This window comes from Pseudomonas caricapapayae (assembly GCF_001400735.1).
Classification (GTDB): Bacteria; Pseudomonadota; Gammaproteobacteria; order Pseudomonadales; family Pseudomonadaceae; genus Aquipseudomonas; species Aquipseudomonas caricapapayae.
Window position 1 is genome coordinate 165,851 of sequence record NZ_LJPW01000064.1, and the last position, 13,276, is coordinate 179,126.

Sequence of the window (13,276 nt, forward strand, 5' to 3'; positions counted from 1 at the left end):
GCTTCCAGTGCAGCCCGTCGATCGTGTTAGCATCTACGCCCATGAAGCTTTTCAGACTATTCAGCAGCCTGTTCCTGATGACGATGAGTGCAGCGGCGCTTGCGCAGGCTCTCCTTGACGTCAGGATCAAGCCCGCCAACCCGGAACTCAAAACCAACGTCGAAGGGTATGTGGGGGATTTGGGTGAGCGTGACGTTCAGGCATTGCGCAACTACAGCCTGGGTGCCGAGCAGCAAGCGGAAAAGGCAGCTCAGGCGCTCGGCTATTATCAGGCGCAGATCGACAGCGAAATAAAAGACGGAGACCCGCTACGTCTGGTGATCAATATCCAGCCGGGCGAGCCCGTCCATTTGCGTAACGTGGTGATTCGGGTCGAAGGACCTGCAGCGTCGCTGAAGGCTTTCCGTGTGCCCAGGAGCGATGCGCTGAAAACCGGCGCGGTGCTCAATCACGGCAATTATGAAGATGCCAAGCGGCTGATCCAGAATCAGGCATCACGCTACGGTTTCTTCAGTGGCCACTTCACCAGCCTGCGCCTGGCGATCGACCCCAGGGCCGGGGTTGCCGACATTGAGCTCGTGTATGACAGCGGCCCGCGCTACTCACTGGGCAAGGTCATGTTCAGCGGCGATGCCCCCTTCGATGATGACCTGCTCAAGCGCATGGTGCCGTTCAAGGAAAATACACCTTACGATTCACAGCTCATCGCCGAACTGACCCAGGCCATGCAGGGCAGTGGTTATTTCGAAGGTGTACGGGTCGATGCCGCCCCTACGGCAGCCGAAAACCGGATTATTCCGGTGACCGTCCAGCTTGAGACCCGCAAACCGCGCACCATGGGGCTGGGGCTGGGCTATTCGACCGATGTCGGCCCGCGTGGCAAGGCCAACTGGACCCGCCACTGGGCCAATCCGCAGGGTCACAGCTATGGATTCGAATCGGAGATATCCGCGCCACGGCAGAACATCGGATTGTGGTACGACGTGCCGCTCGATCCGCCCCTGACCGATAAATTGCGTTATGCCGGGGGCTATCAATATGAAGAGATTGCCGGCACCGACAGCCTCAGCAAGCTGCTGACTGCCGGGCCTGAATGGCACAGCAAGCTGCCCAGCGGGTGGGAACGGGTCATATCCTTGAAATGGCAACGCGAAGAATACCGGCTGGGTGACGATTCGGGCCTCAGTACCCTGCTGATGCCCGGTATCAGTTACTCGTACCTGCGCAGCGATAACCGTATCGACCCCCACCAGGGCTACCGCTTGCAGTTCGACACCCAAGTGGCAAAGGAAGGCATGTTATCGGACGCCAACCTGGTGCATGCCAACGTGTTGCTCAAGGGGCTGACGACAGTCGCGCAGAACCACCGTCTTCTGGGCCGCGTGCAGTTTGGTGGCAACCTTACTGACGGTTACACCGCGATCCCCCCATCGCTGCGTTTTTTTGCCGGTGGCGATCAAAGCGTTCGCGGCTACGACTATCAGAAGCTGTCACCGACCAATTCCGACGGCGACCGCATCGGTGGACGTTACATGTTTGCCGGGAGTGTCGAGTACCAGTATTCCATCGCGGACAAATGGCGTCTGGCGACTTTTATTGATCAGGGCAACTCGTTCAACAATCTGGACAAGCCGGATCTGAAGACCGGAGTCGGGTTCGGGGTACGTTGGGTTTCTCCCGTAGGCCCCTTGCGTCTTGATCTGGCGCACGCGCTGGACGACGACGGCGGGATTCGCCTGCATTTCTCGATGGGGCCGGAGCTGTGAACAGGATGAACATCAAGCGCAGCCTGAAGGTTGCCGGATCGAGCCTGATCGCATTACTGCTGCTGGCGCTTGTCGGCGTCAGCCTGGTGCTGGGAACCCAGGCTGGCAGCCAGTGGGCGCTGGCACGTGTGCCAGGCGTACACCTGGAAAACTTTCAGGGACGTCTGGGCGGGCAGTGGAGTGCAGAGCGGCTGGTATGGCAGCAAGGCGCAGACCGTGTGGAGATGCAATCTGTCGATTTCGCCTGGACCCCCGCCTGCCTGCTGAAAATGGCCCTGTGTATCGATCGCTTGCATGCGGCACAGGTACTGCTGCGTTTCCCTCCGAGCGATGCGCCAAGCGATAGCGGCCCTGTCAATTTGCCAGCCCTCAAACTGCCGCTGGCTCTGCAACTGGGTGATATACAGCTGGGCAGTTTGCAACTGGACGGCGTTGAACAGTTGCGCGATCTCAAGCTGACGGCGCACTGGACCTCGGAAGGCTTGCAGATCGATAGCGCGCACCTGCAGCGCGATGCGCTGGTGCTGGACCTCAAGGGCCTGCTGAAGCCCGAAGGCGACTGGCCGCTGAGCATTGGCGGGCAACTGCAACTTCCGCCACAGGACGGCCAGCCCTGGACGCTGGCGCTGGATATTCAGGGGGATGTGCTCAAGACCCTGCAACTCAAGGCTGACAGTAGCGGCTACCTGCCCGGGCTGCTGACTGGCGAGCTGCAACCGCTGGCTGAGCATGTGCCCGCGCGACTGAAACTGACTGCCGAACGCTTCAAGCCCAGCGCTGCATTGCCCGACACCTTGCAACTCGATCACTTGCTGCTGACTGCCGAGGGCAATCTCGACTCGGGTTACCGGATCAACGGCTCCGCCAGCCTGCCTGCAGAGAAAGGCCCCGTGGCGTTGTCCTTGCGGGGCAGCGCCGACGCCAATGGTGCGAGCATCGCTGCGCTTGATCTCAGCGCCAATGACCAACAGCGTCTGGCGGTAAATGGCACGTTGAATTGGCAGAATGGCTTCTCGGCTGATGCAAGCATCGACTGGCTGGATTTTCCCTGGCAGCGTCTTTATCCCGTGGAATCCGAACCGCAGGTCTCGTTGCATGCATTCAAGGGCGAAATTTCCTATACCGACGGTCATTACCTCGGCAATTTCAACGCCAGCCTCGAAGGGCCCGCCGGTGCATTCACGCTGGTCAGCCCCTTCAGCGGCAACCTGCAGGAAATCCACCTGCCGCAATTGGAACTGGTTGCAGGGCAGGGCAAGGCCAGCGGTTTTCTGAATCTGCAATTCGCCAACGGCATTGGCTGGGACACGGCCCTGGATCTGAGCGCGCTGGACCCCTCATTCTGGGTCGCTGAATTGCCCGGTACACTCGCGGGACCCTTGCGCAGCAGGGGGCAACTCATCAACGAGCGGCTCGAACTCACTGCTGACCTCGACCTTAAAGGGCGTCTGCGTGGACAGCCTGCGCTGCTGCAAGCCAAGGCCGAGGGTGGTGATCAGCAATGGAGCCTCAGCAACCTGAACATGCGTTTGGGCGACAACCGGATTCAGGGCGCTGGCAATTTGCAGGAGCGTCTCAAAGGGCAGCTGGATCTCGATCTGCCGCGTCTGGCTCAACTCTGGCCACGTTTGCAGGGACAGGTCAAAGGTCGCCTGGATCTGAACGGAACGCTGCAGGCACCTCAAGGGCAACTGGCGTTACAGGGCAGTCAGCTCGCGTTGCAGGATAATCGCCTGCAAACCCTGTCGCTCAATGCCCGGCTGGATCAATCGCAACGTGCCACCGTCAACCTCAAGGGCGTCAGTATTCAAGTCGGCGACACCGGGCTTGGGACCTTGCTGGTGGACGGCCAGGGGACGCTCAAGACGCAACAGTTGAAACTGGACCTGCAAGGACCGCTGCTCAAGCTTGCCATCGGGCTGGACGGGGGGCTGGACAAAGGCGACTGGCGGGGTCGGCTGGCCAGTGGTTCGGTGCAGAGCGGCGGGCAGAACTGGCGCTTGCAGCAACCAGCGAAGATCGAGCGCCTGGCTGACGGCAGGCTCGACTTCGGCGCACATTGCTGGCTGTCCGGTTCGGCCAGCTTGTGCGGTGGCGATCAGCGGCTGATGCCAGAACCACGCCTGCGTTATCAACTGAAGAATTTCCCGCTCGACAGTCTGGGGCAATGGATGCCCAGGGATTTTGCCTGGAAAGGTGCGCTGAACGCCGATGTTCAGCTCGACATTCCGGCAGCAGGCCCCAGTGGCAAGGTCACGATCGATGCCGGAGGCGGCACTCTGCGCGTACGCAATAACGCGCAGTGGCTGGACTTCCCGTACCAGACGTTCAAGCTCGACACCTCTCTGACACCAAGACGTATCGACACGCGTCTGAACTTCGAGGGTGGCAAGTTGGGGCGGTTGCTGCTCAACGCGCAGATCGATCCTTTGGGCAAAGACAAGCCCCTTTCAGGCGACTTCAGCCTTTCCGGGCTGGACATCTCGGCAGCCCGGCCATTTGCACCAATGGTGCAGAAACTCAACGGACGCCTGAACGGTAACGGTCGATTGTCAGGCAGCCTGCTCGCGCCTCTGGTCAACGGCAGCGTGACGCTGGAAGGCGGTGAAGTGGCAGGGGCCGAGTTGCCGATGGAGCTGCATGACCTCAAGGTTCAGGCGCTTATCGCCGGAGAGAGCGTACAACTCAACGGTGGCTGGAAAAGTGGCGATAACGGGCAGGGAAGCATAGGCGGCCAAGCGGCCTGGGGGCAGAGTCCGAGCGTCGACGTGAGCCTCAAGGGCGCGCGACTGCCCATCAATGTCGAGCCCTATGTTGCTGTGGAAATTGCACCTGATCTGAAAATCTCCATGCAGGGAGAACGATTGGCCGTGTCCGGCAAAGTGCTGGTGCCCAAGGGCACAATCACCGTACGTGAGCTGCCGCCTTCCACCGTCAAGTTGTCAGGCGATACGGTGATCGTCGGGCAGCAGACCGAGGAGGGCGCACCACCGCTGGCCGTGGCGATGGATGTAAATGTTGAAGTCGGCCAGGAAAAACTTGCTTTCAGCGGTTTCGGGCTCACCGCCAACCTGGTGGGTCGCGTACACATTGGTGACAATCTGGACACCCGTGGCGAGCTGAACCTCAATGACGGGCGTTACCGTGCCTATGGCCAACGGCTTACCATCCGCAAGGCACGCCTGCTGTTTGCAGGCCCGGTTGACCAGCCCTATCTGGATATTGAAGCGATTCGGCAGACAGATGACGTAATCGCGGGTATTCGTCTGACCGGCAGTGCCGAGCAGCCTGCCACCGAAGTGTTTTCCGAGCCCGCGATGAGCCAGGAGCAGGCGCTGTCCTATCTGGTCATGGGCAGGCCGCTGAGCACTTCGGGCGAAGACAATAACATGGTCGCCCAGGCCGCGCTGGCGCTGGGCGTTGCAGGCAGCTCTTCCACAACCGGAAAGCTCGCGGACAATCTGGGTATTAAGGACTTCGAACTGGACACCTCGGGCACCGGTGACAAGACCAATGTGGTTGCCAGCGGCAAGATCACCGAGAAGCTCAGTCTGCGCTATGGTGTCGGTGTATTTGAACCGGCCAATACCATTGCGTTGCGCTATCTGCTCAGCAAGCGTGTGTACCTTGAGGCGGCAAGCGGTGTTGCCAGTTCGCTGGATATTTTCTATAAAAGGGACTTCTGAGCACGGGCCAGCCGCTGTCATGGCACTGGCCTGTGTCAACCGGTTTACCCTGCCAAAACAGTGTGACCCTTCACACGCTACCCTCTCTATCAGGCTGCCGGTAATCATGGACCGATTCAACGCCATGCGCGTCTTCACCCGTATCGTCGAGCTGGGCGGTTTCGCCAAAGCGGCCGAAAGCCTGCACATGCCCCGTGCATCAGTGACGATGCTGATCAAACAGCTGGAAGCTCATTTGGGTGTGCAACTCTTGCAACGCACCACGCGCCAGGTGAATACCACGCCTGACGGCCGTGCCTACTATCAGCGTTGCGTAAGCCTGCTGGCCGATCTGGATGACGCCGAAGCCTCCTTCTCTGCGGCGGGCGCTGAGCCCAGGGGGTTGTTGCGCATCGACCTGCCGGTCAGTCTGGGGCGCATGATCGTGATTCCTGCCTTGCCCGAATTTGCCCGGCGCTACCCACAAATCAGGCTGGAAATCGGCATGAGTGACAGGCCTGTCGATCTGATCCGCGAGGGCGTGGACTGTGTATTGCGCGCTGGAGCAGCTCTGGACGAAATGCTGGTCGCAAGACCGTTGGGCAATCTGACCCAGATCACCTGTGCCAGTCGCGAATATCTGCAGCAATATGGGACGCCGCTGAACCTGCCGGACCTGACGCAACATCAGGTAATCGAATATTTTTCGACCAGTACCGGCAAACGTTATGGTCTGGAGTTCATGGCCGACGGCGTTCAGGTTGATCACGCGTTGGCCTGTTCTATTTCCGTCAACAGTGCCGATGGTTATGTGGCGGCTTGCGAGGCAGGTTTCGGCCTGATACAGGTGCCGCGTTATCATGTCGCCGCGCAATTGCGCAGCGGAGTACTGATCGAAGTATTACGCGCGCATCGTCCGCCGCCTTTACCGCTGACGGCGCTTTACCCGCCTCATCGACAGTTGTCGCGGCGGGTCAGGGTATTCGTCGATTGGCTGGTGGAATTATGTGCCCACCCTGATATCAGGGACAGACTGGTTTCCTGAGAAAAATTCGGAATTATCCGATATAGGCTCCGGCACACTTTCGTGTTTAACTTCCGAACTCTTTTATTCATTTCAAAAAGGAACGTGTTTCATGGCTCAAGTGACCCTCAAAGGCGGCCCCGTTCAGGTCGATGGCAACCTGCCTGAAGTCGGCAGCAAGGCACACGCCTTCACGCTGGTGGGCGAAGGTCTTGCCGACAAGACCCTGGCGGATTTCGCTGGCAAGCGCAAGGTACTGAACATTTTCCCTAGCGTCGACACGCCGACCTGTGCAACGTCGGTACGTAAATTCAACGCCCAGGCAAACGAGCTGAGCAATGCCGTCGTGCTGTGCATCTCCGCTGACCTGCCGTTTGCCCAGGCGCGCTTCTGCGGCTCCGAAGGTCTTGAGAACGTCAAGAACCTTTCTTCTTTCCGCAGTGCCGACTTCAGTAAGAATTATGGGGTTGCAATTGCAGACGGTCCGCTGAAAGGTCTGACTGCCCGTGCAGTGGTTGTTCTGGACGAAAACGACAATGTGCTGCACAGCGAACTGGTCGCAGAGATCGCTCAAGAACCCGACTACGACGCGGCATTGGCTGTGTTGAAGTAACTTCCCGCAACACTTCGACGGCCTGAGTCCGCTCAGGCCGTTTTTTTGTCTGTGCTTCATACGTTTATCAAAAGTAAGCGCTTGGTAAAGGCGCTTTGCTTGTAACGCATCTGTGCTTATTGTTCAGCCTTCTGAACAAGCCCCCACCTGTAATGGTTGATTTATTCATGCAATCGTCTGGCTCTCGTAAATCCCGTCGCTGGTTGATCAGTTTGTTGATCCTGTTGGTCATTGTTGCCCTGTGCTGGTGGCTCTGGCCTGCGTCCACCCCTGGGAAAGGCTCCGAGGGCAGGAAGCCTGGCGCGGGCGGCATGGCGCGGCCAGGCTTCGGTGGATCGGCTGTCGCTGTCCCGGTGCGAGTGGCCCCGGCAACCGAAGGCGATTTTCCGATCTATTACAAGGCGCTTGGCACTGTGACGGCGATGAACACCATCAATGTGCGCAGCCGGGTGGCGGGAGAGCTGGTCAAGCTTTATTTCCAGGAAGGGCAGATGGTCAAGGCCGGTGATCTGCTGGCTGAAATCGATCCGCGCAGCTATCAGGTGGCATTGCAGCAGGCCGAAGGTACGCTGGCCACCAATCAGGCGCTGCTCAAGAATGCCCAGCTCGACGTGCAGCGCTACCGTGGATTGTATGCAGAGGACAGTATTGCAAAACAGACCCTCGACACGGCCGAATCGCTGGTCAATCAGTACAAGGGCACGATCAAGACCAATCAGGCGGCCGTGGCTGATGCCCGGCTGAGTCTGGATTTCACCCGCATCCGCGCCCCGATTGCCGGTCGTGTCGGCCTCAAACAGCTGGACGTCGGCAATCTGGTTGCCGCCAACGACACAACCGCCTTGGTGGTGATCACCCAGACCCAACCCATTTCGGTCGCCTTCACGCTGCCGGAGAAAGACCTGTCCAAAGTCATTTCCCGCTATCGCACCGGCGACAAGCTGCCGGTCGAAGCCTGGGACCGTGGCGATACGAAAATGCAGGCTGCCGGTGTACTTGCCAGTCTCGATAACCAGATCGACGTGACGACCGGCACCCTGAAGTTCAAGGCTCGTTTCGATAACGGTGACGAGATCCTGTTCCCCAACCAGTTCGTCAATGTGCGTCTGCGCGCCGATACGCTGAAACAGGCGACGCTGGTACCTACCGCCGCAGTTCAGTTCGGCACCGACGGGACCTTTGTCTATGTGCTGGACGGGGACAAGAAGGTCAAGCTCAAGCTGTTGAAGACCGGTCCGAGCGACGAGACGTCAACAGTCATCACCGAAGGGCTCGCAGCAGGCGAGCGGGTGGTGCTTGAAGGCACCGATCGCCTGCGCGACGGTGCTGAAGTCGAGGTCGTCAACGACAGCAAGGATGTGCCGGCAGGCCCGGTTCAGAAACTGCAAGGCAAGCCTGACAGCAAGACCGACAAGTCGGCAGCACTCGGCAAGGTGGAAAAACCAAACGTATGAACATGTCGCGTCTGTTCATCCTGCGTCCGGTTGCCACCACACTGAGTATGCTGGCAATTGTCCTGGCGGGTCTGATTGCCTACACCTTGCTGCCGGTCTCGGCGCTGCCTCAGGTCGATTATCCGACCATCCGTGTGATGACGCTTTACCCCGGTGCCAGCCCGCAGGTCATGACCAGCTCCGTCACTGCCCCTCTCGAGCGTCAATTCGGACAGATGCCCGGCCTGACCCAGATGGCTTCGACCAGCTCGGGCGGCGCATCGGTCATTACGCTGCGTCTCAGCCTCGATATCAATATGGATGTGGCTGAACAGCAGGTGCAGGCGGCGATCAACGCCGCCACCAATCTGCTGCCGACCGACCTCCCGGCGCCACCGGTCTACAACAAGGTCAACCCCGCCGATACACCGGTTCTGACCCTCGCCATCACCTCGAAAACAATGTTGTTGCCCAAGCTCAATGATCTGGTCGATACGCGCATGGCGCAGAAGATCTCGCAGATCAGCGGCGTCGGCATGGTCAGCATTGCCGGCGGGCAGCGTCAGGCGGTCCGTATCAAGGTCAATCCGGAGGCGCTGGCCGCCAACAGCCTTAATCTGTCCGATGTACGAACGCTGATCGGCGCGTCCAACGTCAACCAGCCCAAGGGCAACTTCGACGGGCCGACCCGGGTTTCCATGCTGGATGCCAACGATCAACTGAAGTCTCCGGAGGAATACGCCAACCTGATTCTGGCCTACAAGGACGGGGCCCCCTTGCGCCTGAAGGATGTGGCCGAAATCGTCGACGGGGCTGAAAACGAGCGGCTGGCGGCGTGGGCCAACCGCAGTCAGGCTGTGCTGCTGAATATTCAGCGTCAGCCGGGTGCCAACGTGATTGATGTGGTCGACCGGATCAAGGCTCTGCTGCCGGGGATCACCGAAAACCTCCCGGCCGGTCTTGATGTGGTGGTGCTGACGGATCGCACGCAGACGATCCGCGCCTCGGTGACCGATGTTCAGCACGAGTTGCTGATCGCGATCGTTCTGGTGGTGCTGGTCACGTTTCTGTTCCTGCGTCGCTTCAGTGCAACGATCATTCCTTCGATTGCCGTTCCACTGTCGCTGGTAGGCACGTTTGGCATCATGTACCTGGCGGGCTTCTCGGTGAACAACCTGACGCTGATGGCCATGACCATCGCGACCGGCTTCGTCGTCGATGACGCCATCGTGATGCTGGAAAATATCTCCCGGCATATCGAGGAGGGCGAAACCCCCTTGCAGGCGGCACTCAAGGGCGCAAAACAGATCGGTTTCACCCTGATTTCCCTTACCTTGTCCCTGATTGCGGTACTGATCCCGCTGCTGTTCATGGCTGATGTGGTCGGACGGCTGTTTCGTGAGTTCGCCATCACTCTGGCGGTCGCGATACTGATATCGCTGGTGGTATCGCTGACCCTGACGCCGATGATGTGCGCGCGGTTGCTCAAGCGCGAGCCGAAGGAAGAAGAGCAGAGCCGTTTCTACCGTGCCAGCGGTGCCTGGATTGACTGGCTGATCGATATCTACGCAGGCAGGTTGCGCTGGGTGCTCAAGCATCAGCCTCTGACCCTGCTGGTCGCACTGGCCACTCTGGCGTTGACTGTGCTGCTGTACATCGTTGTACCCAAGGGCTTCTTTCCTGTGCAGGACACCGGTGTGATCCAGGGTATTTCGGAAGCGCCACAGTCAGTTTCGTTTGCTGCCATGAGCCAGCGTCAGCAAGCGCTTGCCGATATCATTCTCAAGGACCCTGCGGTGGTCAGCCTGTCTTCCTATATCGGCGTCGACGGCGATAATGCAACGCTCAATAGCGGGCGTCTTCTGATTAATCTCAAGCCTCACGGGGAGCGCGATATCACCGCGCCCGAGGTGATCCAGCGCCTGCAGCCCGAGGTCGACAAACTCTCGGGGATCCGTCTGTTCATGCAGCCGGTGCAGGACCTGACCATTGAAGACCGGGTCAGTCGCACTCAGTATCAGTTCAGCATGTCCTCGCCTGATGCCGAGTTGCTGGCGCTGTGGAGCGAGAGATTGGTGGAAGCGCTCGGCAAACGGCCCGAATTGACGGATGTCGCCAGCGACCTGCAGGACAAGGGCTTACAGGTCTATCTGAACATTGATCGTGATGCGGCCAGTCGGGTAGGGGTCACGGTTGCGAATATTACCGATGCTCTGTACGACGCTTTCGGGCAACGGCAGATCTCCACTATCTATACGCAGGCCAGCCAGTATCGTGTAGTCCTGCAGGCAGCGTCCGGCAGTGAACTCGGTCCTGCCGCGCTCGACCAGATTCATGTCAAGACCACCGACGGCGCGCAGGTAAAACTGTCGAGTCTGGCGCGCGTCGAACAGCGCCAGGCACAGCTGGCCATTGCTCATCTCGGGCAGTTTCCGGCGGTAATGATGTCGTTCAACCTCGCGCCCGGGATCGCGTTGGGCAACGCCGTGCAGGTGATCGAGCAGGTTGAGCAGGAGATCGGCATGCCGATTGGCGTGCAAACCCAGTTCCAGGGCGCTGCCGAGGCATTTCAGGCATCGTTGTCCAGCACGCTGCTGCTGATTCTGGCGGCCGTGGTGACCATGTACATCGTCCTGGGCGTGCTCTATGAGAGCTATATCCACCCGATCACCATTCTCTCGACGCTGCCGTCGGCGGCGGTAGGCGCATTGCTGGCCTTGCTGATCAGCGGCAACGATCTGGGCATGATTGCGATCATCGGCATTATTCTGCTGATCGGCATCGTCAAGAAGAACGCGATCATGATGATCGATTTTGCGCTGGATGCCGAGCGCAACCGGGGTGTAGCGCCGGAAACGGCGATCTACGAAGCGGCTCTGCTGCGCTTCCGGCCGATTCTGATGACCACCCTGGCGGCACTGTTTGGTGCCATCCCGCTGATGCTCGCCAGCGGCTCCGGCGCTGAACTACGGCAACCTCTCGGGCTGGTAATGGTCGGCGGCTTGCTGGTCAGTCAGGTCCTTACGCTGTTCACCACACCGGTCATCTACCTGTATTTCGACCGGCTTGGCCGTCGCTGGAGGCGCAAGCCTGCCGACCCGGACCGACTGGAGCGGGCTGACGCATGAATCTGTCGGCGCCTTTTATCCGTCGCCCGGTTGCGACCGTTCTGCTGAGTCTGGCGATCATGCTGCTGGGCGCTGTCAGCTTCCGTTTATTACCGGTCGCGCCCCTGCCGAACATGGATTTTCCGGTAATTGTGGTGTCCGCCAGTCTGGCGGGGGCCAGCCCCGAGGTCATGGCCTCCACTGTGGCAACGCCACTGGAGCGATCTCTGGGCAGTATCGCCGGTATCAACACCATGACCAGCAATTCAAGCCAGGGTACGACGCGGATCATTCTGCAGTTCGATCTGGATCGCGATATCAATGGCGCGGCGCGGGAAGTGCAGGCGGCCATCAATGCCTCGCGCAACCTGTTGCCCAGCGGCATGCGCAGCATGCCGACCTACAAGAAGGTCAACCCGTCCCAGGCACCGATCATGGTGCTGTCGATGACCTCGACGGTGCTGGAAAAAGGTCAGCTTTACGATCTGGCGTCCACCATTCTGTCGCAAAGCCTTTCACAGGTTTCCGGGGTCGGTGAAGTGCAGATCGGCGGCAGCTCGCTGCCTGCGGTGCGTATCGAGCTGGAACCACAGATGCTGTCGCAGTACGGCGTATCGCTTGACGATGTGCGTACCGCGATCACGGGTGCGAACGTTCGACGACCGAAGGGCTTCGTCGAGGACGATCAGCATAACTGGCAGGTTCAGGCCAACGACCAGCTGGAAACGGCCAAGGATTATGCGCCACTGATCATTCGCTACAAGGACGGGGCGACCTTGCGCCTCAAGGATGTCGCGAAAGTCAGTGATGCCGTAGAGGACCGCTACAACAGTGGCTTTTACAACAATGATCGTGCGGTCTTGCTGGTCGTCAACCGGCAGGCGGGCGCTAACATCATTGAAACCGTGGCGCAGATCAAGGCGCAGTTGCCGGCGCTGCGAGCGGTGCTGCCCGCCAGCGTTAGCCTTAATGTTGCGATGGACCGTTCCCCGGTGATCAAGGCAACGCTGCACGAAGCAGAAATGACCCTGCTGATTGCCGTGGTGCTGGTGGTGATGGTGGTGTTCCTGTTTCTCGGCAGTTTTCGCGCGTCGCTGATCCCCACGCTGGCGGTTCCTGTCTCGCTGGTAGGCACATTTGCGATCATGCACCTGTTCGGCTTTTCCCTGAACAATTTGTCGCTGATGGCACTGATTCTTGCCACCGGGCTGGTGGTGGACGATGCGATCGTGGTGCTGGAAAACATCTCCCGGCATATTCACAACGGTCTGGACCCAATGAAGGCAGCCTTTCTTGGTGCCAAAGAGGTGGGGTTCACGCTGTTGTCGATGAACGTCTCGCTGGTAGCGGTGTTCATTTCCATCCTGTTCATGGGAGGGTTGGTCGAAAGCCTGTTTCGCGAGTTCTCCATTACCTTGTCGGTGGCGATCGTCGTTTCGCTGATCGTATCCCTGACCCTGACCCCTATGTTGTGCGCGCGCTGGCTGAAACCACGCGAAGCCAGCGGGGAGAACGCCTTTCAGCGCTGGAGCGAGCGGATCAATGATCGCATGGTCGCCGGTTATGACCGCTCGCTTGGCTGGGTCATGCGGCACCGGCGGCTGACGCTGCTCAGCCTGCTGATCACCGTTGTAGTGAATATTGCGCTGTATGTGGTCGTGCCCAAGA

7 protein-coding genes are annotated in these 13,276 nt (G+C 59.4%); all 7 read left to right on the forward strand.

From position 1 onward, the window contains the following. Window positions 1–41: 41 nt before the first annotated feature. The gene (locus ALO80_RS09845) at window positions 42–1,766 is read left to right on the forward strand and encodes an autotransporter assembly complex protein TamA (RefSeq protein WP_055008863.1); all 1,725 of its coding nucleotides are present in this window, start codon (window positions 42–44) and stop codon (window positions 1,764–1,766) included. A 5-nt stretch (window positions 1,767–1,771) separates the two neighbouring features. Beyond that, window positions 1,772–5,452 carry a translocation/assembly module TamB domain-containing protein gene (locus ALO80_RS09850; RefSeq protein WP_055008864.1) on the forward strand — a complete coding sequence of 1,227 codons (3,681 nt, stop codon included), beginning with the start codon at window positions 1,772–1,774 and terminating at the stop codon, window positions 5,450–5,452. Window positions 5,453–5,558: 106 nt separating this feature from the next. Next, on the forward strand, window positions 5,559–6,476 hold the full coding sequence (locus tag ALO80_RS09855; RefSeq protein WP_055008865.1) for a LysR family transcriptional regulator: 918 nt from the start codon (window positions 5,559–5,561) through the stop codon (window positions 6,474–6,476). 91 nt (window positions 6,477–6,567) lie between these two features. Then, window positions 6,568–7,068: a thiol peroxidase gene (gene tpx / locus ALO80_RS09860; RefSeq protein WP_054988700.1), complete on the forward strand. Its 501-nt coding sequence runs from the start codon at window positions 6,568–6,570 to the stop codon at window positions 7,066–7,068. A gap of 152 nt (window positions 7,069–7,220) precedes the next feature. Beyond that, entirely contained in the window at window positions 7,221–8,522 is a 1,302-nt protein-coding gene (locus tag ALO80_RS09865) for an MdtA/MuxA family multidrug efflux RND transporter periplasmic adaptor subunit (RefSeq protein WP_055008866.1), read from the forward strand. Next, a complete protein-coding gene (locus ALO80_RS09870) occupies window positions 8,519–11,629 on the forward strand; it encodes an MdtB/MuxB family multidrug efflux RND transporter permease subunit (protein ID WP_055008867.1) in 3,111 nt (1,036 codons plus the stop codon). Before ALO80_RS09865 ends, ALO80_RS09870 begins: the two co-directional genes overlap by 4 nt. Further along, on the forward strand, window positions 11,626–13,276 hold a 1,651-nt coding region (locus ALO80_RS09875), incomplete at its 3' end, for an efflux RND transporter permease subunit (RefSeq protein ID WP_144434213.1). The genes ALO80_RS09870 and ALO80_RS09875, both read left to right, overlap by 4 nt.